A 23,104-nucleotide genomic window follows, 5' to 3' on the forward strand; every position below is an offset into this window, starting at 1 on the left:
ACATGAAGATCGAACAGGCCGTCATTCTGTGCGGCGGACTGGGCAGCCGGCTCGGCGACCTGACCGCGCAAACGCCCAAGCCGCTTCTGCCGGTCGCGGGCGCGCCCTTTCTGGAGGCCCTGGTCCGCGAGATCAGCCGCTACGGCGTCAAACGGTTCCTGCTGCTCGCCGCCTACCGGTCTGATCAGATCGAACGGTTCGCCCGGGAAACGCCCGCCCGCCTTGGCCGGGACGACCTGACCATTTCCGTCTCCATCGAGCCGGATCAGGCCGGGACCGGGGGCGCCCTGTTCCATGCGCGCGACGCCCTGGACGACGCCTTCTATCTGTTCAACGGCGATACCCTTTTGGACACCCGCCTGCCCGAGCTGTCGCGCCTCCTCGACGATCCCGACGCCGTCGGCGTCCTGGCCCTGCGCCCCCTGCCCGAGGCGGGCCGTTACGGCGTCACCGTGCTGGACGGCGAGCGGATCACCCATTTCGGCGTCCGCTCCGACGCACCCGGTCCGGTGCTGATCAACGGCGGCGTCGCCGCCTTCCGCAAGTCCTTTGTCGATCGACTGTCGCCCCAGGGGTCGTTCGAGGCCGACGTCCTGCCGGCACTGGCCCAGGAGGGCCGGCTGCGCGGCCTGGCGACCGACGGCTACTTCATCGACATCGGCGTGCCCGAAGACTACGCCCGGGCCCAGACCGAAGTCCCGGACTTCCAGCGCCGGCCCGCCCTGTTCCTGGATCGCGACGGTGTTCTGAACCAGGATCACGGCCATGTGGGGTCGATCGATCGCTTCGACTGGATCGACGGCGCGCGCGAGGCGGTCGCCCTGGCCAATCGCGCCGGCTGGTATGTGTTCGTGGTCACCAATCAGGCGGGGATCGGCAAGGGTCTCTACAGCCACGACGACTACGTCGCCGTCATGGATCATATCCGCGCCGGACTATCGGAACGGGGCGCGTGGATCGACGACGTCCGCTTCTGCCCGGACCATCCGGAGGCGACGGTCGAAGCCCATCGCCGCATCACCGACTGGCGCAAGCCCGGCCCCGGCATGCTGCACGACCTGATGCGGTGCTGGCCGGTCGACGCCGGGCGCAGCCTGATGATCGGCGACCGCGAGACCGACCGCCTCGCCGCCTCAGCCGCCGGCGTCGCCTCGGCCCTGTTCACTGGCGGGCGACTGGATGATTTTCTGCGCAACCAGCCCCAGTTCGCCGCGCCGACGGAAGGCATCGCATGAGCGCCCGTGACGACCTCATCGACTGGTTGCGAACGACGGCCTTTCCGTTCTGGGCCGGAATCGGCGTCGACCGCGTCACGGGCGGATTCGTCGAGCGACTGACGCCCGGGGGCGCCGTGATCGACGATCCGCGCCGCGCCCGGCTGGTCTCGCGTCAGATCTACGCCTTCGCCGCCGCCGAACGCCTCGGGTGGGACGGTCCGGCGCGGGAGATCGTCCGGCATGGCCTCGATTTCCTGCTGAACCGCATGATGGACGGCCCCGCCATCGCCCCCCTGTGGCGGCCTGGCGACGCCTCCCCCCAGATCGGCTTCGACCTTTACGATCAGGCCTTTGTGCTGTTCGGTCTCGCGGCCGCCGCCGGCACCGGAGAACGCCCTGAAGAGCTGGCCAATCGCGCCCGCGCCGTGCGCGACCGGATGATCGCCGGCTGGAAGCATCCGACCGCCGGCTTCGAGGAATCGTCGCCCCGCAGCCTGCCGCTCAAGGCCAATCCCCATATGCACACCCTCGAGGCCGCCCTGGCCTGGAGCGCGATCTCGGACCCCGACGGCGGCTGGGCCGCCCTGGCCGACGAGATCGTCGAGCTCTGCCTGGCCCGCTTTCTCGACCCCGAGACCGGGGCGCTGCGCGAATATTTCGACGGCGACTGGAACGCCGTGACCGAAGACGGGCAGGATGGCGTCGAACCGGGCCACCAGTCGGAATGGGCCTGGCTGCTGATCCGCTGGGGCCTCTCACGCGGGCGCGACGACGCCCTCGCCGCCGCCCAACGCCTAATCGGGGTGGCCGAGGGAGCGGGCGTTTCGGATCAGGATCTGGCGGTCAACGAACTGTCGCCCGACCTGACCGTTCGAGACGGCCGCCATCGCCTGTGGCCCCAGACCGAACGGATCAAGGCCGCCGTGGCCGAGGGCTGGATCGCCGTAGACGACAGCGACCGGGATCGGGCGCGGGATCGCGCCGAACGCGCCACGCGCGGACTGATGCGCTTCTTCGACCATCCGGTCGCCGGCGCCTGGTGGGAACACCTCGGTCCTGACGGGACGCCCGCCGCCGAACCGACCCGCGCGAGCTCCCTCTATCACATCACTTGCGCCGCCCTCGAGTTGGCCGACGGATCGTCGGAGCCGCGCCGATGAAGACCCGCCGTCCGCTCGTTCCGCTGGTCCAGCCGGCCGTCGCCGGAGGAGGCGACGCCTCCGGACCGACGCCGGCTCCGCTCGAGGATCTTGCGCGTCGCGTCGCCAATATGGCGGCTCGTCTTGAAACGGCCGAAGCCGCCCTGACCCAGCTGCATCGGCGAGAGGATGAGCGGCTCGCCCGCGAAGCCAAGGCCGTGCGACGTCCGCCCCGGCCCTTGCGGGTCTTGAGGAAGCGGTTGCGCGCGGCGGGTCTTTGGCCCGACGACCGACGCGGCGGGGTGGAAGGCGCCGTCGTCCTGGCCGAGGCCAGACGAAATGTGCCTCCCCGGCTGCGGACCTGCTTCGACTCGCGCAGCCCCTACCAGGCCTGGATCGAGGCCAACGTCCTGACCGACGAGGCGCGAGCGGACCTCGAGGCTGTTTTGGCCGGGCGAACGGACCTGCCCCGCATCTCCATCGTCACCCCGGTCCACGACACCCCGCCTGAGTATCTGCGCGCCATGGCGGCCTCTGTGCGGAACCAGATATTCCAGGACTGGGAGCTTTGCCTGGCCGACGACGCCGGGACCTCGCCCATAACCCGCGCCGTTCTCGACGAGATCGCCGCCTCGGATCCTCGCATCAAACTGGTGCGCCGGCCGACCAACGGCGGCATCAGCCTGGCGACCAATTCGGCCGCGGCTCTGGCGACGGGCGAGGTTCTGCTGTTCCTCGACCATGACGACCTGATCACGCCCGACTGTCTGGCCTGGTTCGCCCTGCACTACGCCGACGAGCCCGAGACCGACCTCGCCTACAGCGACGACGACAAGATCGGCGAGGACGGCGACCGCTACGCGCCCCAGTTCAAACCCGACTGGTCGCCGACGCTTCTGCTCAACTACATGTACATGAGCCACGCCCTCACCGTCCGGCGGGATCTGTTCGAGGCGCTGGGCGGCTTCCACGCCGAGTACGACGGCTCCCAGGACTACGAGTTCGCCCTCCGCGCCACGGAACGGGCGCGCAAGATCGGCCACATCTCCCGCGTCCTCTACCACTGGCGCGCCGCACACGGCTCCACCGCCCGATCGGGGGCCGCCAAGCCGCACAGCTTCGAAGCGGGTCGGAAGGCCGTGCAGGGCGCGCTCGATCGTCGCGGGATCGAGGCGCGCGCGATCCATCCGGACTGGGCGCGCGAAGCCAGCGTCGGCATGTTCAGCCTGGTCTTTCCGGACTCCGGCCCTCGTGTGACGATCGTCATTCCGACCTGGAATCGGCCCGAACTGCTGCGCCGCTGCGTCGATTCGATTCAGGCGACCCGCTACGCCGACTATGATGTCCTCGTCGCAGACAACGGCAGCGACGATCCCACCGCCCTGTCCCTGCTGGCTGAAATCGCCGCTCGACCGAACCATCGCGTCGTCCGCATTCCCCGTCGGCCGGAGGGCTTCAGCTTCTCGGCCGTCGTCAATCAGGCCGTCCGTCACGCCCGCGGAGAGTTCATTCTCTTCCTGAACAACGACACCGAGGTCCGCTCGCCGCAATGGCTCAGCCAGATGGTCGGCCATGCCCGGATGGCCGACGTGGGCGCCGTCGGCGCGCGCCTCCTGTTCGAGGATGGGTCCATTCAGCACGCCGGCATCGTGCACGGCCTCAACGACGGCCTCGTCGGGCACGCCTTCCGCCATGCCGCGCCTCATGACTGGGGCTATATGGGCTTCGTTCGGACCTCGCGCGAATATTCGGCCGTCACGGCCGCCTGCCTGCTGACGCCGCGCGCCCTGTTCAACGACTTGGGCGGATTTGACGAGACAGACTTCGCCGTCGCCTACAACGATGTCGACTACGGCTTCCGCCTTGCGGAGCGCGGCCTTCGCTCGATCTACTGCGCCGAGGCCGAGCTTCTGCATCTGGAAGGCAAGAGCCGCGGCTATGTCGACAATCCGCGTGAGACCGCCAATCTGCGGCGCATCTACGGCGACTGGCGCGACCCGTACTTCAACCCCAATCTCAGTCTGGACAACGAGAACTTCCTGCCCGCCGCCCGACGGCTGCCCCGGTTGTCATCGGCGCCGGTGCGCGTGGTCGCCGTCACCCACAATCTCAGCCCCGAAGGCGCGCCGAACACCCTGTTCGACCTCATTTCCGGCCTGAAGGCCGCCGGGATCATCGATCCGGTGATCCTGTCGCCCCGCGACGGCCCGCTGCGCGCCGACTACGAAGCCCTGGGGATCGAGGTCCGGATGTTCGCGGCGCCTCCCGCAGATCCGGGCGGGTTCGAGAACGCCGTCGATCGACTGTCCGGCCTCTTCGACGACCTCGGCGCCGAGGTGGTGATGGTCAACACCCTGCAGATGTTCTTCGCCGTCACGGCCGCGGCCCAATCCGGCGTCGCCTCGATCTGGGCCCAGCACGAAAGCGAGCCCTGGCCCACCTATTTCGACTATCTCGCCCCCGAGGTGCGCGGTTTCGCCTACGCCGCCTTCGGCCAGACCTATCGCATGGTCTTCGTCGCCGACGCCACGCGCCGCGTCTGGGCAGGCGTCCAGACCCGTCATTCGGCCCAGACCATCCGGCACGGCGTGCCGCCCTGGCGTCTGGCCGAGGAAACCGGACGATGGACGCGGGAGCAGGCGCGGGCCGCCCTCGGCGTCGAACCGGGCGAGAAAGTCCTTGTCCTCGCCGGCACGGTCTGTCGTCGCAAGGGTCAGCTCGACCTCGCCCAGGCGCTCTCCGACCCCGGCCTGACTGCTTTGGGGACGATCCGCACCTTCATGGCCGGCGCCCAGCCCGAGCCGGACTACGCCGCCCTGGTTCAGGACGCGATCAACGCCCTGTCGCCGAGCCTGGCGCGTCGAACGGTCCTGACCGGACCTGTCGACGACATGACCGTCTACTACGCCGCCGCCGATATCGTGGTCTGCACCTCACGGCTGGAGAGCGCGCCGCGCGTCCTGATCGAGGCCATGGCCTTCTCTCGCGCCATCGTCACGACCCCGGTCTTCGGCGTCCCGGAACTGGTGGATGAGAACGTCAACGCCCTGTTTTACGCGCCCGGCGACACCGCCGCCCTGGCGAGGCGCCTGGTCGAGCTGCTCGGCGACGACGGCCGCCGCGGCCGGATGGGCGCATTGGGGCCCGAGGTCCTGGCCAGCCGGCCGGGTTACGCCGAGATGCTGGATCAATACGGACGTCTGTTCCGGGAGGCGGCCGACCTCGGCGCCTTCCGTCGCTGACCCCCGGCTCAGCCGGCGGCGAGGCTGATCAGGGCGAAGGCGATGTCGCGCTGCTCCCCCGGCGCGCGGCTCATCTTGTGGGGCGTGGCGATACGCACCGACATCACCTCTCCGTTCCGCCACGAGACCGGCAGACGGAACTCCTTCGGCTCCCCCAGATCGACGAACTCGACCACCGGAGCCGACTTGTCGGTGCCGACAGTCATCAGGACCCGTGACGCCCCCTGTTCTTCGGGCTTGAACCAGACCCCCAGCCTGAATTCCGTGGCGTCGACTGTCGCCGTGAGCGTCAGCCGGGTCTCGCCCCAGCACCAGCCGTCATCATGAAGGCCGTCTGCGGCTCCCACGATCAATCCTGTCGTCTGCATGTCGGCCCCACATCCCCAAGCCAGGCGACACTATGGGAAAACGAAGACGGCGCAATGACTTGCAGGCGATCCTGGCCTGACGCTTCCTGACCTGTGGGAAACGGGCCTTTCCGGAACCGGCCTTGATGCATGTGGAACGATGGCGGAGAGGGGGGGATTCGAACCCCCGGTACCCGTAAAGGCACGCCGCATTTCGAGTGCGGTACATTCAACCACTCTGCCACCTCTCCGCGAGGCTCGTCTTGATAGGCATGGTCGAGCGAGCGGTCTCTCTAATGAAACGATGCGGCCGCCGCAAGCGTCCCGCCGCAAAATCCGTGGATGCGGGATCCGCTGCGTCGCATGATCATCTCTGCGCGGGCAGGGCCAGGCCCGGAGCCTGGCCGCCGCGGAGGTCGGCGGTCGTGAAACGGAACAGTTCGGCCGGGCGTCCGCCGGTGGCCGAGGACAGCCGGCCGGTGGCCGCGACCAGGCCGGTGCGCTCCACGCCGCGCCGGAAATTCTGCTTGTGCAGCGTCAGCCCGGAGACCGCCTCCGCCGCCCCTTGCAGCTCGGACAGGGTGAAGGTCTCCGCCGTCAGCTCGAACAGGACAGGCCGGTATTTCACCTTGCCGCGCAAACGGCCCAGGCCGGTCGCCAGGATCCGGCGGTGGTCGGACGCCAGGGCCAGGCCCGGGCCTGCGGCTTCCGACGTGCCGCGATCGCGCCCGGTCTCCTGCACCAGCCCGGCCTCGTACAGCAACTCGTATCGCTCCAGCGCCCGCTCCTCATTCCAGCGCGCCCCCTCTTCCAGGGCGAACAGGGCGGCCGCACGGTCGCGACGCGCGGCGTCGGACCCGGCCCAGCCCATCAACCCTTCGGCCAGGTCGGGCGGCGTCATGCCCCCGCCCCGGCGGTCCTCCCACGGAAAGACGTCCAGCACCGGCGTCCAGCGCGCCTCGGCCCGGCCCGGCGCCGAGGAGAGCAGCCGGGAGGTCGATACATCCCTCGCGAGCGCCAGATAGCCGACCGACACCTCCCGCAGCCGTTCCGGTCCGGGCGAGGCCCGGGGGGCGTCGCGCCCCGCGTCGCCGAACGTGTAGAGCTGTTCCACGAAGCCGGGGCGAAACCCGGTCTGCGCCTCGACGAACCGACGCAGCGACAGCTCGAAGGTTCGGTCGTTGACGGGGTCGAACGGACCGAACGGAAGGGCCGGCGTCCCGCCGCCGTCGGTCGTCAGGACGCAGAGCTCGGGAACGGCGGCGGCGCGGGGCCCTCTATGGCCCGCTGCGGCCGGGCGCGGACGAAGAGTCATGACCACGGCCGAAAGGCCGATCCGAACGCCCCCTGCCGTGGCTTCGCCCGCGACGGCCATGCCTACTCCGTGTGCCAGGCGTCTGTCGGCGCCAGACCGCCCGCCGCCTGGGCCAGCACCCGATAGCGGTCCAGATACCGGGCCTGTGCGGCGCCCGCCGGCAAGGGGTCGATGGTCAGGTCGTATCCAGAGGGAGGCGCCCCGAACAGTTTCAGGGATTCCGACCGCCCGAACCCGGCCAGCTGGGTCGCCTCGAAATAGGCGCACGCCCGATCCGCCTTCTTGATCAAAGTCTTGATGGCGACCGGGGTCTTGGCCGGCAGGCCGAACCGCACATGGATGGCATGCTCAAGCCGGGCCTCGAACGCCTTGTAGTTGACGCCGAGCGCCGACTTGAACGGCGAGATCATGTCGCCGATCACATATTCGGACGCATCATGCAGCAGGGCGGCCAGACGCCACTTCGGGTCGAGGTCCGGCTTGATGTGCACCGCGATCTCTTCGACCACCACGCTGTGCTGGGCCACGGAAAAGGCGTGCTCGCCGATCGTCTGGCCGTTCCAGCGCGCCACCCGCGCCAGTCCGTGGGCGATATCCTCGATCTCGATGTCGAAGGGCGAGGGATCCAGCAGATCCAGGCGCCGGCCCGAAAGCATCCGTTGCCAGGCGCGCGGGGCCTGGGCCGCGCCCTTGGGCGCCGACTTGACGGTTTCAGTGTTGGATGGGGCGGGATCGGCCAAGACGTTCTCTTACCAGGACAGACGGCTGCGTCAGGTGACCCATCCGCCCTCCCGGATCAACCCCCGCCGACCCCGGGCTTTCAGTCGCCGACGTTCAGCGTGACCAGATCGCGGGCGTCGTCGAACACCCGATCCCGGCCGCGCTCCTTGGCCCGCACCGTGGCGACGACCAGCGGGCCGCCGCGCGGACCCCGGGCCTCATAGCCCACGACGGACCAGCCGCCCGGCTGCGGCGCGCCGTCCGTGAGGATGTAGTTGGCGCGCACCGCCTCGCCCGGCGCGGCGACCCGGACTTCGGTCGCTTCAGAGTTGGCGTTGACGCTGACGCCGGTGGTTTCCGTCCGCACGCCCTGGCCGTCGCGGGAATCGATCCGCATGCCGCCGATCTGAACCCGGGCGTTGTCGCCCTCCGCCTCGATGCGGATGCCCGGCAGGCGGACCGTGGCGCGATCGCCTGCGCCGCCCCGGTCTTCGGCCTCGATCCGCACGCCCGGCGCGACCACGCTGACATGATCGCCGTCGGCGCGCGCAGCCTGGGCGTCGGCCCTGGCGGCTTCGGCGTCGGCGCGGGCGGCTTCGGCGTCGGCCTTGGCCGCTTCGGCCTGCTGACGCGCCTTGTCTGCGCCCACCTTCGCCGCCGCCTCAGGCAACAGCGCCGCCAGCCGTCGTTCAAAGCCGTCTAGGGCCTCGTCGGCTGATCTTCCGTCCAGCCGAACGAGATGCAGGGTCACCTCGGCGCCGCGGGATCCGACATAGTCGCAGGACAGGCCGTCGGCGCTGGCGGAGCCCTTGCGGGTCAGGGATCCCAGGGTGTCGGGGCATTGCAGCGTCTCGACCACCTTCAACACGCCCTTGGCGTCGTCGGTGGTGCGGCTTGAAATGCGCACCGCGCCGTCATCGCACCCGGCGAGGGCGAAGGCGGAAACGGCGGAAAGCAGCAGAAGTCGAACCATGGTCTATCCTCGTGGTCGCCATCCTGCGCCGAACGACCGGGGATTCCAGTGAAATCGCGGTAACGGGCGTGACGAAACCCGACCGAAACGGTGGCGGGGCCGCTTGCTTGAAGCCTCAGACGCCGGGGCGGCCGCCCTCACGCCGGCTCAGAAAGGCCAGCCGCTCGAACAGATGGACGTCCTGCTCGTTCTTCAGAAGCGCGCCGTGCAGGGGCGGAATCAGCTTGTTGGGCGACCGCTCCCTCAGCGTCTCGGCGTCTATGTCCTCGACCAGCAGCAGCTTCAGCCAGTCCAGCAGTTCCGAGGTTGAAGGCTTCTTTTTCAGTCCCGGCGTGTCGCGCACCCCGTAGAAGGTTTTCAGCGCCTCAGCGACCAATCGCGGCTTGATGCCCGGGAAATGCACCTCGACGATGGCCTTTATCGTCTCTTCGTCCGGGAACCGGATGTAGTGGAAGAAGCAGCGACGCAGAAAGGCGTCCGGCAGCTCCTTCTCGTTGTTCGAGGTGATGACCACCATCGGCCGCACCTCGGCCCGGATGGTCTCGTCCGTCTCCTGAACGTAGAATTCCATCCGATCCAGCTCCTGCAGCAGATCGTTCGGGAACTCGATATCGGCCTTGTCGATCTCGTCGATCAGCAGCACAGGGCGTTGCGGCGAGGTGAAGGCCTCCCACAGCTTGCCCTTTTTCAGATAGTTGCGGACGTCGTGGACGCGCTCCTCGCCCAGCTGGCTGTCACGAAGACGGCTGACGGCGTCGTACTCGTACAGACCGTTGTGGGCCTTGGTCGTCGATTTGATGTGCCAGGTGATCAGGGGCGCATTCATGGCCCTGGCCAGCTCATAGGCCAGCACGGTCTTGCCCGTCCCCGGCTCGCCCTTGATCAGCAGCGGCCGTTCCAGGGTCACCGCCGCATTGACCGCGATCTTCAGATCGTCGGTGGCGATATAGTTGGACGTGCCCTCGAAACGATCCGACACCCGCGCCTCCGGTTGGTTGCTCACTGCAACCGACCCCTAAAGCGCGCGGCGGCGGCTGACAACGGCCGCGTCAGGTGATGCGTTTGACCGACACGGGGTCGCTGGCGGGGAAGGTCTCCTCCACGCCTTCGTCGACCAGGGCCTCCTGCCGGTCTTCGGCCTCGTCTTCGCGCTTGCGCAGCTGGTCCGGCTTGCCCCGGACTTCGGCGGCGCGACGGGCATGAGGGGTTTCGGCGTCACGATCCCGCTTTATGTCTTCGCGGTCGGTCATTGCAAATCTCCTTCGGCATCAGGGCCGTATCCCAGGGCGGCGATGTCGTCGTCGGACAGGCGTTTGGCCTCCCAGTGCGCGGCGCTGGCCTGGGCCCCGCGCACGTCCTCCATCAACCCGGCATAGACCAGCTCGATCTCGTCAGCGCCCGACGCGCCGCCGGCCTCGTCGTCCAATCGGTTCACCCGTTCACCGTCCACGCCCAGAAGCGCATCGGCCTCGGCCTCCACGCCCGACGCCCCGAGAACATCGTCCAGGTCGTCCTCATCCTCATCGAAATCCTCGACGTCGGCGTCGCCTTCGGCCTGGGTCACATCCAGAACCCGATCGGCTTCATCCAGCAGGAAATCGCCCTCGCCTTCGTCATCCAGATGGGTCTCGTCGAAGATTTCGGCGCCGGCCTGATCGTCGCTGTCGAAATCCCGATTGGCGGCGTCGAGATCCACGCCGTCCATTTCCGGGCCCTGGGATATGCCGTCCTGGTCCATGGTTTCCTCCGGGCCGTTCGCCCCGTTTCCCTGCTTCAACGGCGCGCCGTCGTCCGACGTTCCCGATCGTCGGCCGCATCGCGATCACAACAGACGGTTAACCACGCCCCTTTAGGGTCCCTTGGCCCCGACCGCCTAAGACTGGCGCCGCGGGGACCAGAGGGAGGCCCGCCCCATGCCGCTGAAGCTGTCGCTCAAGCCCGGCGAGAAATTCGTCCTGAACGGCGCCGTCGTGCAGAACGGCGACCGCCGCGGCGTTCTGGTGCTCCAGAACAAGGCGTCGGTTCTGCGTGAAAAGGACATCATGCAGCCGGAGGAGGTCACCTCCCCGGCGCGTCACGTCTATTTCCCGGTCATGCTGATGTATCTGGACGAGGCGGCGACGCCCAAGGCCTATGACGACTTCGTCCTGCGCCTCAGCGAATTCATGAGCGCCATCCGCAATCCCGATGTCCTTGCGGACTGCGTGACCATCTCAAAACATGTTCTGGCCCGCGAATACTACAAGGCCCTGATGGGTGCGCGGAAGCTGGTGGAATACGAGGACCAGAGGCTCGGCAATGCTGCAGGCTTACAATCAGGCGGCGACGCGGACTGAATCCCCGCGCGAAATGGAGTACCGCCTGTTCGGCCAGGTGACCCGCGCGCTGATGCACGCGGCCACGGTCGACAAGTCGGACCTCGCCACCCGTATCGACGCCCTGGACTGGAACCGGCGACTGTGGTCGACCCTGGCCGCCGCCTGCCAGGATTCCGACAACGCCATGCCGGCGCCCATGCGCGCCCAGTTCATCTCGCTCAGCCTGTTCGTGAACCGCCACTCCTCCAAGGTCATGAAGGGCGAAGAGGACTTCGAGACCCTGATCGACATCAACCGCTCGATCATGCAGGGCTTGGCGGCATAATGCCTGGGGCGCTGACGCGCCGCGCTATGTTCGCGACGCGGTCGCTCACGGCTTGAGCGCATGATCGCTGCACGTTCCCGCTCCGCTTGCGTGAGTTCGCACGTAGCCACGATATCAGATACGTTTTCTGGATGGCGCGTTTCGAACAAGCTTGGGAAAGCTTTTACCCAGGACACCACCCGATCGGCTGGATGCTGCGCGATGAAGGCGCGCAGCATTGGGTGCGTTTCCATTCGCTCCCAGAGTCAAAGCGTTACCCTGATACGGATGAGGAACGCACGGTTCTCTTGGCTCGTCAGAATGCCCTTGCTGCCGAAGTCATTGGAGGCGGACCGTGCTGGTTAGTCCAGACGCACTGGACGACGCTTCCGGGAGATCTCGATTGGCCGGATCAGCACGACTCGTTTTGGGCGACCCGTGAGTACGGCCTAGAATATGTATCTGAATTTATTAGAAAAGATGACGCGGACGCACACGAGCCGGACCGTGAACCTGACCGCCCGTGGCGTGTGTACAGCGGACAGACAGACTGGTCGCCCGGCCGGTTCGATCACTTGCTGCTGTCGATAGCCGATGATGAGGCTGGGCCCACGCTCTGGATGGGGATCACCGGCCAGATCTTTGCACCTTATGACGGCGGCGTTGATCTGTTTCTTTCCAGCCCTGCAGCCGTCGAAGCTATGAGGAAGCAGTATGCGGACTGGCTGTCAGGTCATCCTTCCGGTCTTTGAAGAGGGCCAAGACTTCGCAAACCTCGACATTGACGCGGCACAAAACGAGGCCCACCTTCGACCTCCCTGTTCAACAGTCGAAAGGAGGTGATCCAGTGTCTCATTGTCATCAATCGCGTGCGGTGGCCGCGAACCTGGGCCTCGGAGAGGTTCAGGCCTGAAATGACGATGCGCTACGCCCTTCGGGCTACATGAGCGCCTTTCAGGCTGCGGTCCGGCTGCAATGACGCGGTCAGACAATGTCAGGGCCGTCGGAGCGATCCGGCGGCCCTTTCCTTTGGGCGATCGTCATTCTCAGGGGACCAGCGCTCACCCCATCCCGTGCATCCCGGCGAAGGCCGGGATCCAGAAAACCCGGCGAGGCGGCCGGGGCGCGGCGGCTCACAGATGCGCCGGACGAAGATTCGCCGTCTGACCCCCGGCTTTCGCGGGAGTGCTCGGAGGGTGAGAATGCGGGTTCAAGGGCAGAACCACCGCACCGCAACATGAATTGTCGCCCCAGAGGTTGCGGATCGCGACCTATCGGCGCATCTGGCCCCGCATGATCTCCCCGACAACAGACGCCGCGCCCGACCGGACCAGGGGGCCGGGCTTCCCCGAATTCGTCTGCATGATCGCCCTGATGATGGCGCTCAACGCCCTGGCGATCGATTCCATGCTGCCCGCCCTGCCGGACATCGGAAACGCATTGGGCGTCACACGCGAGAACGACCGTCAGTGGGTCATCACCGCCTATCTGCTCGGCTTCGGCGGCGCCCAGATCCTCTATGGCCCCCTCGCCGACCGGTTCGGCCGCAAGCCTGTCCTGCTGATCGGCGTGGGCGTCTATGTGCTGTTCGGCGTCCTCGCCGCCTTCGCGCCCACCTTCGACACCCTGATCCTGGCCCGCGTCGGTCAGGGGCTGGGGTCGGCCGCGACCCGTGTGCTGGCGGTGTCGATCGTGCGTGACCGCTATGAGGGCCGGACCATGGCCCGGGTCATGTCGCTCAGCTTCCTGGTCTTCCTGGGCGTGCCGATCATCGCGCCCTCCCTGGGTCAGCTGATCCTCATGGTCGGCGAATGGCGCGAAATCTTCGGCGTCCTGGCTCTGTCCGGCGCGGCCCTGCTGGTCTGGACCGGGCTGCGCCTGCCGGAAACCCTCCACCCAGAGGATCGCCTGCCGATCAGCCTGTCGCGTCTGGCCGACGCCTATCGCCAGGTTCTGACCAGCCGCATCGGCATGGGCTACACCCTGGCCATGACGGCCATCACGGGCGCCCTGTTCGGCTTCATCAACTCGTCGCAGCAGATCTTCTTCGACATCTTCAAGGCCCCGACCCTCTTCCCGATGATCTTCGCCGCCATCGCCGGCGGCATCGCCCTGGCCTCGATTCTCAACGCCCGCCTGGTCGTGAAGCTGGGTTCGCGCCTCATCAGCCACACCGCCCTGATCGGCTTCACCGTCTGCGGGATCGTCCATTCCCTGGTCGCCCTCAGCGGCCATGAGACGATCTGGACCTTCGCGGTCATCCAGGCCCTGACGATGTTCTGCTTCGGCTTCATCGCCGGCAACTTCGGCGCCATGGCCATGGAGCCGATGGGCCATATCGCCGGCACGGCGGCCTCGGTCCAGGGCTTCGTCTCGACCATATTCGGCGCCTCGCTGGGCTTCGGCATCGGGCAGCAATTCGACGGCACCACCGTGCCGATGACCCTGGGCTTCACCCTGATGGGCCTGCTCGCCCTGGCCGCCGTCCTGTTCGCCGAGCAAGGGCGACTGTTCAAGGCGCGTCACCTTGCGCCGGCGCCGTCCGCCGACTGAGATCGGGAACCTCCGGCCAGCTTTGCCGCTTGACGTTTCGACACCGGGGGCGCTGTCTCGGCGCCCTGTTGCCCCGTCGCGTCCGGAGTTCCCGATGACCCGTCTTCGCCTGACCGCCCTGATGGGCGTTTCCGTCCTCGCCCTGACCGCCTTCGGCCTGGCCGCCTGCAACCAGGGCGCGCCCGAAGTCGCCTCCGACATGCCGCCCCTTCCGGCCTCGGCCACGGCGCCGGTGGCGCAGTATCCTGTCGACGACCACTCCTACGCCCAGCCCCAGGTCGCCCGCGTCCGCCACGTCGCACTGGACCTGACCGCCGATTTTGAAGCCAAGACCCTGTCAGGCGCCGCCACTCTGGACGTCACCGGCCAGGCCGGCGCGACCCAGGTGGTGCTGGACACGCGCGACCTCGAGATCCGCTCTGTCAAGGATGACAACGGGACAGCCCTGCCGTTCCAGCTCGGCGCCTCCGACCCCATCCTGGGTCAGAGCCTGACGATCACCGTCCCGGCCTTCGCCGCCGATGAGACGAAGAAGATCGTCATCGACTATTCCACCCGGCCGACCGCGGCGGCCCTGCAATGGCTGAGCCCGGCCCAGACCGCCGGCGGCAAGCTGCCCTTCCTGTTCAGCCAGGGCCAGGCCATCCTGACCCGGACCTGGATCCCGACCCAGGACAGCCCGGGGATCCGCCAGACCTATTCCGCCCGCATCGTCACGCCCGACACCGTCAAGGCGGTCATGAGCGCCGAGATGCTGACCCCCGAGGGCGAGAGCGCCGGCCGGGGTCAGAAGGCCTGGCGCTTCCGAATGACCAATCCGGTCCCGCCCTATCTGATCGCGATCGGCGTCGGCGATCTGGCCTTCGCCTCGGAAGACGGCCGCACCGGCGTCTGGACGGAACCCAGCCGCCTGCAGGCCGCCAAGGCGGAGTTCGCCGAAGTGGGCCAGATGGTCACCGCGGCCGAGCGGCTTTACGGCCCCTACCGCTGGGGTCGCTACGACCTCCTGATCCTGCCGCCTTCCTTCCCGTTCGGCGGGATGGAGAACCCCCGCCTGACCTTCGCCACCCCGACCATCGTCGCGGGCGACAAGTCTCTGGTCAGCCTGGTCGCCCACGAACTGGCCCACTCCTGGTCCGGCAATCTGGTGACCAACGCGACCTGGAACGATTTCTGGCTGAACGAGGGCTTCACCACATACTTCCAGAACCGCATCATGGAGGCGGTCTACGGCAATGATCGCGCCCAGCAGGAACGTGTCCTCGGCTGGGATTCTCTGCAGGGCGAGCTGAAGTCCCTGCCCGCCGCCGACACCCGCCTGCGTCTCGACCTCAAGGGCCGCGATCCCGACGAGGGTATGACCGACATCGCCTATGAAAAGGGCGCCGCCTTCCTCGAAACCATCGAGCGCATCGCCGGCCGCCCAGCCTTCGACGCCTGGCTGAAGGGCTATTTCGAGCGCAACGCCTTCCGGCCGATGACCACCGAGCTGTTCCTGCAGGACATCCGCGCCAACCTGATCAAGGGAGACGCGGCCCTTGAACAACGGCTGATGCTGGACGCCTGGATCTTCCAGCCGGGCCTGCCGTCGAACGCCATCGCCCCGACCTCTCGCGCCTTCGATCAGGTGGACAACGCCGCCAGGGCCTTCTTCTCCGACCGCGGTCCGGCCTCGGCGATTCCCTGGAGCGGCTGGAACACCCAGCAGCGCCAGCGTTTCCTGAACTGGCGCCCGGCCAATCTGCGGGACGGCGCCGACTGGCTGACGCAGCAGCAACTGGACGACCTGCAACGCACCCTGAACCTGAACGCCCAGGGCAACGCCGAGGTGCTGTTCTCCTGGCTGCAGGTCGCGGTCGCCCACCGCTATCAGCCGACGGTTCAGCCGCTGGAGCGGTTCCTGACCTCCATGGGCCGGCGGAAATTCGTCCTGCCGCTATTTCAGAGCCTTTGGGCCGAGGGCGACTGGGGCCGTCCGATCGCCACTCGCGTCTACGCCCAGGCGCGGCCCGGCTATCACGCCGTCACGACCAACTCGGTCGACGCCCTGATCGGCAAGCCCGCCGGGGCATGAGGGGCGCACTTGTCACCTTCTCTCTCCAGGGAGAAGGTGACGATCGTTAGCTGACGCACTGCGGCCGGAAGGAGCCCGAATGAAACACGCCCTTCTCGCCGCCCTTGCGCTCCTCGTCGCTTCACCGGCCGTTGCCCAGGACCTGGTGATCCGGGGTGGCGTGATCCACACCGGCCTCGACAACGAATCGCCGGCGGAGATCGTCGTCGTCAGGGACGGCCGGATCGCCTTCGTCGGCGAGGCGGCCGAGGCCCCGCCCGCGCCGGGCGTCCGCGTCATCGACCTCAATGGCGCGACCCTGTTCCCCGGCTTCACAGACGGCCATGCCCATCTGGACGGGGTCGGATGGCGTGAGCTGACGCTGAACCTCGAAGGCTCCGCCTCGATCGCCGCGGCCATGTCGAAACTCTCCGCCTGGGCCGCCGCCCACCCGGAAGGCGTCATCATCGGACGCGGCTGGATCGAGACCCACTGGCCGGAGGGCCGCTTCCTGTCGGCCGCCGATCTGGACGCCGCCGCGCCCGGACGCGTGGTCATCCTGACCCGCGCCGACGGCCACGCCCTGACGGCCTCGACCCCGGCTCTGGCGGCGGCGGGCGTCGACGCCTCGACCCCGGCGCCCGAAGGCGGACGGATCGACCGGCTGGCGGACGGCCGGCCCAACGGCTTCTTCGTCGACGCGGCCATGGGCCTGATCGAAGCCCTCGCCCCCCAGGCGGACCCGGCGGCCCTGCGCGAGGCGTATCGCGCCGGCTTCGCGGTCGAGGCCCGCTACGGCTGGACCGGCATCCACTTCATGAGCGCGCCCTGGAAGGACGTGCCCCTGCTGGAGCAGATGGCGGAGGCGGGCGAGGCGCCGCTTCGCCTCTACAACAACATCACCCCCGACGGCGCGCGCGCCCTGATCGAGGGCGGGCCGCGCAGCGTCGCCGACGGCCGCGTCATCACCCGCGCGATCAAATTCTACGCCGACGGCGCCCTGGGCTCGCGCGGCGCCGCCCTGTTCGATCCCTATTCGGACGACCCCCACAATCGCGGCCTGATGCTGACCACCGAGGCCGAGGTCCTTCCCCTCTATGAGGAAGCCTTGCGCAAGGGGATACAGGTCACCACCCACGCCATCGGCGACCGGGGAAACTCCGAGGTCCTGAACTGGTATCTGGACGCCATGGGCGAGGTCCAGCCCGACCAGCGCGCCATCCGTGACCCGCGCTGGCGCATCGAACACGCCCAGGTCGTCCGGCCGCGCGACGAGATGATGTTCGCCGGCATGGGGGTCATCCCCTCGATGCAGCCCAGCCACGCCATCGGCGACCTGCATTTCGCTCCGGCGCGCCTCGGCGACGCCCGGCTGGACGGCGCCTACGCCTGGCGCGACTTCGTGGAGGTCGGCCTTCCGGTGGTCGGCGGCTCCGACGCTCCGGTCGAGCGCGGCGATCCCCTGATCGAATTCTACGCCGCCGTCGCCCGCCGCGATCTGAACGGTTTCCAGGGCCCGGATTGGCGCGCGGCCCAGGCCGTATCCCGCCAGACGGCCTTGAAGATGTTCACCCTCTGGCCCGCCTACGCCTCGTTTCGCGAGGACGACCTCGGCACGATCGAGGTGGGCAAGCGCGCCGACTTCACCGCCTTCGACATCGACCTGATGACGGTCCCGGAGGCGGACATTCCCGGGGGCAAGGCCGTGCTGACGGTCGTGGACGGCGTCGTCGCCTACGAGGCCCTTGGGACGACCGGTGTGGACTGATCAGGCCCGGCCCGACTGGCTCGACAGCCAGGCCGCGTCCACGCCGATCGCCGTCAGCGCCCGGCTCCATTTGCCGTCGTGATCACCGTCGAAAATCAGGTCGAGATCAGGATCGACGGTCAGCCAGACATTGTCGCCCAGCTCGTCCTCAAGCTGGCCTTCGCCCCAGCCCGCATAGCCAAGATGCAGGGCCGATCGCCGGGGGCCGGACACCACGTCGGTCATGGCCATCAGGGCGTCCTTCGTGGCCGTCAGCGCCAAGCCGTCGCCGAAAGCCAGGCTGGAGTCATGGCTCATCCAGTCGTCCGTGTGCAGGACGAAACCACGCTCGGTGTCGACAGGGCCGCCGGCGCGCACCGGCCGGCCCGCAGCGGCGTCGGGCGCGGGCATGTCGAGCCGCGCCAGCACCGACTTCAGGTCCACCGACGGCGCCGCGGCGTCCAGCCTCAGGCCCATGGCGTGCTCGGGCTCGTGCACGCACACGAGGATCACCGCATGTTCGAAGCGCGGGTCGCCGATCCCGGGCATGGCCACCAGCAGCCGACCCGCCAGCGATTGAAATCCGTCCATGACCGAATGATCGGGGCTGGCTGCGACCTTTGCAAGGCGCGCGGCGGAGCCTATGTGCCGCAGGAGGCTTTCTCCTCCACCGCCTGCAACCCTCCTCCAGCATCAGGACATCGGCCATGACCATCCAGATCGGCGACAAGATCCCCACCGTTCAACTCGGCGCCGCCGGGCCGGACGGACCCCAGCCCGTCACCACGGACGAAGTCTTCGCCGGCAAGACCGTGGCCCTGTTCGCCGTGCCGGGCGCCTTCACCCCGACCTGCTCGGCCCGGCACCTGCCCGGCTATGTCGACAACGGCGCCGCTCTGAAGGCGAAGGGCGTGGATCAGATCGTCTGCCTGTCGGTCAACGACGCCTTCGTCATGGGCGCCTGGAAGGAGGCCAACGAGGGCGCCGAGGACATCCTGTTCCTGGCGGACGGCTCGGGCGACCTGACCCGCGCCCTGGGTCTGACGCTGGACGCCACCGGCTTCGGCATGGGCGAGCGGTCGCAACGGTATTCGATGCTGGTCAAGGACGGCGTCGTGACCGAACTGAACATCGAGCAAGGCGGCGAGTTCAAGGTCTCGTCCGCAGAGCATCTGCTGGCGCAGCTTTAGGCAGGGCGCTTCGCGCCGCACTATGCTCGGCTCGCGGAGCCTCGCGGCTTGAGCGCATCTTTGGGCGCTATCGCTTGCGACGCAGTCGCTCGCTGCTTGAGCGCATTCTGGAGGCGCTAGGTTCGCGACGCGGTCGCTCACGACTTGAGCGCGAGGTGACCCTGTGACCACCGACGTCTTTTCTCCTGAAAAGCGCAGCGCCGTCATGCGGCGGGTACGTGGCCGGGACACGACGCCGGAGCTGAAGGTCCGCCGCCTGCTGCGGCAGGCCGGCATCGGATACCGGCTGGGCGGCTGCGGCCTGCCCGGCCGGCCCGATCTGGTCATGAAGGGTCGGCGCATCGCCCTATTCGTTCACGGCTGCTTCTGGCACGGCCACGATTGCCCGCGCGGCGCTCGCCGGCCCAAATCGAACGCGGACTACTGGCAGGCCAAGATCGAGCGCAACCGACGCCGGGATTCGCGCGTGACGGCCGATCTGTCGGCGATGGGGTGGTCGGTGATCACGATCTGGGAATGCGCCCTGGGTCGGCCCGACCTGGCAGAGCGCCTGATCGGCGCCGTCACGGCCGGTCAGGCGACGACCGTCTCGCGCGCGACCTCTTCATCCGTGTCTTCGCCGCCACCCAGCACGAACTGCAGCGCGCCCAGCAGGGCCGACGGCGTCAGCGGCTTCGACACGAAATAGGTCATGCCGGCGGCCATACAGGCCGCGATGTCCTGTTCGGCGGTGTCGGCGGTGACGGCGATCACCGGGGTCAGGGCGTTGACGCCGCCGCCGGCCCGAAGGCGCCGCGTGGTTTCGCGACCATCGAGGTCGGGCATCCGCACATCCATGAAGATGACGTCGAACGCCTGGGCTCCACACAGGTCCAGCGCGGCCAGGCCGTCGGCGGCCGAGGCGATCTCGCATCCCAGCGGCGCCAGAATGAGTTCGACCGCCCGCCGATTGATGTCGTGATCGTCGACGACCAGGGCCCGCAGCGGGCGCTCCCCATCGCCGTCATTCGCCTCCTCGAGGGCATGCGGCGCTTCGTCCGGCGATGCCGCCGGCACGCTCGGAGCCTCAACCGGCGCCGGCGGCGACGCGGAAGGGGTCGCGGCCGGCCTGGAGGTCGCCAGGGGGGCCAGCGCGCGCGCCACATCGGCGCGTGCGGCGGCGTCCAGGGCGGTCGTCCGGATCGTCGCGTCGGTGGCGGGGGCGAAGACGACCGAAACCGTGAAGCAGGCCCCCTCGCCGGGCCGGCTCCGCGCCACCAGCCGCCCGCCCATGAGCTCGACCAGGTTGCGGCTGATGCTCAGGCCCAGACCCGATCCCCCGTGGCGCGCGCTGACGCCAGCCTCTGTCTGGTCGAAAGGCGTGAACAGCCGCGCCAACTGCTCGGACCTCATGCCGGGTCCTGTGTCGGCGACCTCGATCAGGACCGCATGGCCGTGGGGTTCATCGACCCAGGCGCGCAGCCTCAGGGTGATGCTTCCCGTCTCGGTGAACTTGACCGCGTTCGAAATCAGATTGTTCAGCACCTGGCGCAGCCGCATCGCGTCGCCGCGCACCATGGCGGGCATCCGATAGGCGCCCTCGATGCGAAGCTGCAGGCCCTTGCCCCGGATCGGTCCGGCCCACAGGCGCAGCGTCTGGGCCAGCATCGCGCGCAGATTGAAATCCGCCGCCTCGATCGACATGGCCCCGGCCTCAAGCCGGGAGTGATCGAGAAGATCGTCCAGCAGGGCCTTCATCATCAGGCCCGCGTCGGTGATCAGGGCGGTCTGGGACCGGGCGGCATGGTCGGTCGCGCCCCGTTCCAGTTCCGCCGCGCCGGTCAGAATGGCGCCGATCGGCGTGCGCAGGTCGTGGGCGACCGCGGCCAGATAGGCGGATCTGCGCTCGGCTTCGCGTTCAGCCCGACGCTGGCGTTCGTCGATCGCGGCCCTCTCCAGCCGATCGCGGTGGCGCAAGGTCGTCTGTTTCTGCCAGCCGACGAGGCAATAGGCGGCGAAGACCACCACCGCAGCCGTGACCGTGATGACAAACTGCCGGGGCGCGCCCAGGAAGAACATGAACACCGGCGTCGCGCCGAGAAAGACGAACTCGGGCGTCACCGTGCACAGAAGCACGCGGGACGAGGCCGGCGCGTTCAGGGTGGAATACAGAATCGCGGCCGACAGCATCACGGTCGCCGCCAGGCCGCCCATCGGCCCGCCGATCATCCACAGGGGAATGGCCGGAACGCAGTACAGGGTGGTGTTGGCGGCCAGGACGACACAGCCCAGCACGCTGCGCCATCGTCCCAGCGGCGCCCGCTGCGGCCCTGTCAGGGGCTTGAAGACCTCGATCTCGACGAACTGCATCGCCAGATAGGCCGTCACCCAGAACACGCTGAAGGCGGCGCCGACGACGGGGGTGATGATCAGGGCCGTGGCCAGGCTGACGCCGATCCTCTGGATCGCCGTCTCGCGCCGGTTCACAGCGGCGTCGGACCAGTCCGTCGGCAGTGTCTCGGCGGCGTTCGGCATCCGGCTCCCAGACCAATCGGACCACGCCCCCAGGCGCCTCCATGGCCCCGCCATCATGCGCAGGTTAGACTAACGCCCCGTCAACGCCGCGCTGTGGCGGCTTCCAGAACAGTGGAAAACCCTTCCGCGCGCAGTCGGGCGGCGAGGTCACGCTTGATCGCGGTCACCAGGCCCGGCCCGCGATAGATCAGGGCGGAATAGACCTGAACCGCCTGCGCGCCCGCCCGGATTCGCGCCCAGGCGTCGGCGCCGCTGGCGATTCCGCCCACCGCGATCAGCGGCAGCCGCCCTTCCGAGGCCTCTGCCGCATGTTCCAGGGCGCGCTGGGCGATGTCCCTGACCGGGGCCCCGGACAGGCCGCCGGCCTCGACGGCATGGCGAGATTTCAGGGTCTCCGGTCGCTCCAGCGTCGTGTTGGAGACGATCAGCCCGTCGAGGCGATGCGCCAGCGCGGCCTCGACGATCATGCCGATCTCTGCGCGAGAAAGATCCGGCGCGATCTTCAGGAAGACCGGCGCGGCGGACCGACGCGCCGCCATCGCCCGTCCGAGCAGATCGTCCAGGGCGGCGCGGCCTTGCAGGGCCCTCAGCCCGGGCGTGTTCGGCGAGGAGATGTTGATGGTGAAATAGTCACAGGCGCCCGCCAGCCGTTCCAGGCCCTGCACATAGTCCGCCGCCTTGTCCTCCGTGTCCTTGTTGGCCCCCAGATTGGCGCCGACCACCACCCCGGCGGGTCGGGCCGCCAGACGGCGCGCGAAGGCGTCCAACCCGTCGTTGTTGAACCCCATCCGATTGATGATCCCCTCGTCTTCAGACAGGCGGAACAGGCGGGGTCTGGGATTTCCGGGCTGGGGCCGCGGCGTCACGGAACCGCACTCGACGAAGCCGAACCCCAGGCGACCCAGTCCGCGCAGGGCTTCCGCATTCTTGTCCAGACCTGCGGCCAGGCCGACGGGATTGGACAGCTCCAGTCCGGCGAGCCGCGTCTTCAGGATCGGATCATCGGCCGCAGGCTTGGGCAGGGGCGACAACGCCAGCCCCTGGATCGCCAGCCGATGCGCTGTCTCCGGGTCGAGACGCCGCAGAACGGCGGCGCCGAGTGTCATCAGTCCGCTCATCAGGTCTCCGCCGGCCCCAGCGTTATGACCCCGTCCTCTGCGACCGCCATCGTTCGCCGCGCCGTGACCGCCCCGACCGGCAGCGGCCCGTAGATATGCGGGAACAGGGCCCCGCCGCGAGAGGGCTCCCACACGACGGTCGCCTCCACCTGTGACAGGGCGACCGTCAGCAGCAACAGGCCGCTCCGGCCCGCGTAATGCCGCGCCGCCGTCCCGGCCAGCTGGTCGGCGGTCGATAGATGGATATAGCCGTCAGCCAGATCGACAGCGGAGCCCTCATAGGCGCCCAGGGCCTCGGCCCGCGCCCAGTCTCCTGCATCGACGATCTTGAACGCTTCGCCCGGGGTCACGGCC

22 protein-coding genes and 1 tRNA gene are annotated in these 23,104 nt (G+C 68.4%); 11 read left to right on the forward strand and 12 right to left on the reverse strand.

Annotated elements, in window-relative coordinates:
• Nucleotides 1-2 precede the first annotated feature (2 nt).
• The 3 genes from ACO2Q1_RS05565 to ACO2Q1_RS05575 are packed head-to-tail and all read left to right on the forward strand — an operon-like array spanning nt 3 to nt 5,598.
• Complete coding sequence (locus ACO2Q1_RS05565) at nt 3-1,235, forward strand: HAD-IIIA family hydrolase (protein WP_423328550.1); 1,233 nt, start codon at nt 3-5, stop codon at nt 1,233-1,235.
• Nucleotides 1,232-2,377, forward strand: coding sequence for an AGE family epimerase/isomerase (locus ACO2Q1_RS05570; RefSeq protein ID WP_423328551.1), 1,146 nt, complete (start codon nt 1,232-1,234; stop codon nt 2,375-2,377). Before ACO2Q1_RS05565 ends, ACO2Q1_RS05570 begins: the two co-directional genes overlap by 4 nt.
• Complete coding sequence (locus tag ACO2Q1_RS05575; protein WP_423328552.1) at nt 2,374-5,598, forward strand: glycosyltransferase; 3,225 nt, start codon at nt 2,374-2,376, stop codon at nt 5,596-5,598. The genes ACO2Q1_RS05570 and ACO2Q1_RS05575 overlap by 4 nt, the downstream gene beginning before the upstream one ends.
• Nucleotides 5,599-5,606: 8 nt before the next feature.
• On the opposite strand, the gene ACO2Q1_RS05580 is transcribed toward ACO2Q1_RS05575, so the two are convergent.
• The 8 genes from ACO2Q1_RS05580 to ACO2Q1_RS05615 all read right to left on the reverse strand — a co-directional run bounded on the left by ACO2Q1_RS05580 (nt 5,607) and on the right by ACO2Q1_RS05615 (nt 10,691).
• The gene (locus ACO2Q1_RS05580) at nt 5,607-5,966 is read right to left on the reverse strand and encodes a hypothetical protein (protein WP_423328553.1); all 360 of its coding nucleotides are present in this window, start codon (nt 5,964-5,966) and stop codon (nt 5,607-5,609) included.
• 140 nt (nt 5,967-6,106) lie between these two features.
• Nucleotides 6,107-6,196, reverse strand: a tRNA-Ser gene (locus tag ACO2Q1_RS05585).
• 116 nt (nt 6,197-6,312) lie between these two features.
• The gene (locus ACO2Q1_RS05590; protein WP_423328554.1) at nt 6,313-7,320 is read right to left on the reverse strand and encodes an NUDIX hydrolase; all 1,008 of its coding nucleotides are present in this window, start codon (nt 7,318-7,320) and stop codon (nt 6,313-6,315) included.
• 2 nt (nt 7,321-7,322) lie between these two features.
• Nucleotides 7,323-7,916 carry a YfbR-like 5'-deoxynucleotidase gene (locus ACO2Q1_RS05595; protein WP_423328763.1) on the reverse strand — a complete coding sequence of 198 codons (594 nt, stop codon included), beginning with the start codon at nt 7,914-7,916 and terminating at the stop codon, nt 7,323-7,325.
• A 164-nt stretch (nt 7,917-8,080) separates the two neighbouring features.
• Nucleotides 8,081-8,953 (reverse strand): methyltransferase type 11, encoded by an 873-nt coding sequence (locus tag ACO2Q1_RS05600; protein WP_423328555.1) that lies wholly within the window; start codon nt 8,951-8,953, stop codon nt 8,081-8,083.
• A gap of 115 nt (nt 8,954-9,068) precedes the next feature.
• Entirely contained in the window at nt 9,069-9,932 is an 864-nt protein-coding gene (locus ACO2Q1_RS05605; protein WP_423328764.1) for an AAA family ATPase, read from the reverse strand.
• A 70-nt stretch (nt 9,933-10,002) separates the two neighbouring features.
• Complete coding sequence (locus tag ACO2Q1_RS05610; RefSeq protein ID WP_423328556.1) at nt 10,003-10,203, reverse strand: hypothetical protein; 201 nt, start codon at nt 10,201-10,203, stop codon at nt 10,003-10,005.
• Nucleotides 10,200-10,691, reverse strand: coding sequence for a hypothetical protein (locus tag ACO2Q1_RS05615; RefSeq protein WP_423328557.1), 492 nt, complete (start codon nt 10,689-10,691; stop codon nt 10,200-10,202). Before ACO2Q1_RS05615 ends, ACO2Q1_RS05610 begins: the two co-directional genes overlap by 4 nt.
• 175 nt (nt 10,692-10,866) lie before the next feature.
• On the opposite strand from ACO2Q1_RS05615, the gene flbT reads away from it, so the two are divergent.
• The 6 genes from flbT (at nt 10,867) to ACO2Q1_RS05645 (ending at nt 17,949) form a co-directional block, all read left to right on the forward strand.
• Complete coding sequence (gene flbT, locus ACO2Q1_RS05620; RefSeq protein WP_423328558.1) at nt 10,867-11,289, forward strand: flagellar biosynthesis repressor FlbT; 423 nt, start codon at nt 10,867-10,869, stop codon at nt 11,287-11,289.
• A complete protein-coding gene (gene flaF, locus ACO2Q1_RS05625; protein WP_423328559.1) occupies nt 11,252-11,596 on the forward strand; it encodes a flagellar biosynthesis regulator FlaF in 345 nt (114 codons plus the stop codon). The genes flbT and flaF overlap by 38 nt, the downstream gene beginning before the upstream one ends.
• Nucleotides 11,597-11,727: 131 nt before the next feature.
• Nucleotides 11,728-12,327 carry a DUF3885 domain-containing protein gene (locus ACO2Q1_RS05630; RefSeq protein WP_423328560.1) on the forward strand — a complete coding sequence of 200 codons (600 nt, stop codon included), beginning with the start codon at nt 11,728-11,730 and terminating at the stop codon, nt 12,325-12,327.
• A gap of 541 nt (nt 12,328-12,868) precedes the next feature.
• On the forward strand, nt 12,869-14,128 hold the full coding sequence (locus ACO2Q1_RS05635) for a multidrug effflux MFS transporter (protein WP_423328561.1): 1,260 nt from the start codon (nt 12,869-12,871) through the stop codon (nt 14,126-14,128).
• A 94-nt stretch (nt 14,129-14,222) separates the two neighbouring features.
• On the forward strand, nt 14,223-16,202 hold the full coding sequence (locus ACO2Q1_RS05640; protein ID WP_423328562.1) for a M1 family metallopeptidase: 1,980 nt from the start codon (nt 14,223-14,225) through the stop codon (nt 16,200-16,202).
• Nucleotides 16,203-16,281: 79 nt separating this feature from the next.
• A complete protein-coding gene (locus ACO2Q1_RS05645) occupies nt 16,282-17,949 on the forward strand; it encodes an amidohydrolase (protein ID WP_423328563.1) in 1,668 nt (555 codons plus the stop codon).
• Here the strand turns inward: ACO2Q1_RS05645 and ACO2Q1_RS05650 are convergent, their stop codons facing one another.
• Nucleotides 17,950-18,519 carry a YqgE/AlgH family protein gene (locus tag ACO2Q1_RS05650; RefSeq protein WP_423328564.1) on the reverse strand — a complete coding sequence of 190 codons (570 nt, stop codon included), beginning with the start codon at nt 18,517-18,519 and terminating at the stop codon, nt 17,950-17,952. It lies immediately after the preceding gene.
• 116 nt (nt 18,520-18,635) lie between these two features.
• On the opposite strand from ACO2Q1_RS05650, the gene ACO2Q1_RS05655 reads away from it, so the two are divergent.
• Nucleotides 18,636-19,118, forward strand: coding sequence for a peroxiredoxin (locus ACO2Q1_RS05655; protein ID WP_423328565.1), 483 nt, complete (start codon nt 18,636-18,638; stop codon nt 19,116-19,118).
• 163 nt (nt 19,119-19,281) lie between these two features.
• Nucleotides 19,282-19,806, forward strand: coding sequence for a very short patch repair endonuclease (locus ACO2Q1_RS05660; protein WP_423328566.1), 525 nt, complete (start codon nt 19,282-19,284; stop codon nt 19,804-19,806).
• Here ACO2Q1_RS05660 and ACO2Q1_RS05665 read toward each other — a convergent pair.
• From ACO2Q1_RS05665 to ACO2Q1_RS05675, 3 genes are all read right to left on the reverse strand, one after another.
• The gene (locus tag ACO2Q1_RS05665) at nt 19,692-21,632 is read right to left on the reverse strand and encodes an ATP-binding protein (RefSeq protein WP_423328567.1); all 1,941 of its coding nucleotides are present in this window, start codon (nt 21,630-21,632) and stop codon (nt 19,692-19,694) included. The two genes, ACO2Q1_RS05660 and ACO2Q1_RS05665, sit on opposite strands and share 115 nt — an antisense overlap.
• A gap of 80 nt (nt 21,633-21,712) precedes the next feature.
• Nucleotides 21,713-22,750, reverse strand: a complete 1,038-nt coding sequence (locus tag ACO2Q1_RS05670) for a quinone-dependent dihydroorotate dehydrogenase (protein WP_423328568.1) — start codon at nt 22,748-22,750, stop codon at nt 21,713-21,715.
• Nucleotides 22,750-23,100, reverse strand: a complete 351-nt coding sequence (locus tag ACO2Q1_RS05675; protein ID WP_423328569.1) for a DUF952 domain-containing protein — start codon at nt 23,098-23,100, stop codon at nt 22,750-22,752. The genes ACO2Q1_RS05670 and ACO2Q1_RS05675 overlap by 1 nt, the downstream gene beginning before the upstream one ends.
• Nucleotides 23,101-23,104 lie beyond the last annotated feature (4 nt).

The organism is Brevundimonas sp. VNH65 (assembly GCF_049445955.1).
In the GTDB taxonomy this organism is placed as follows: domain Bacteria; phylum Pseudomonadota; class Alphaproteobacteria; order Caulobacterales; family Caulobacteraceae; genus Brevundimonas.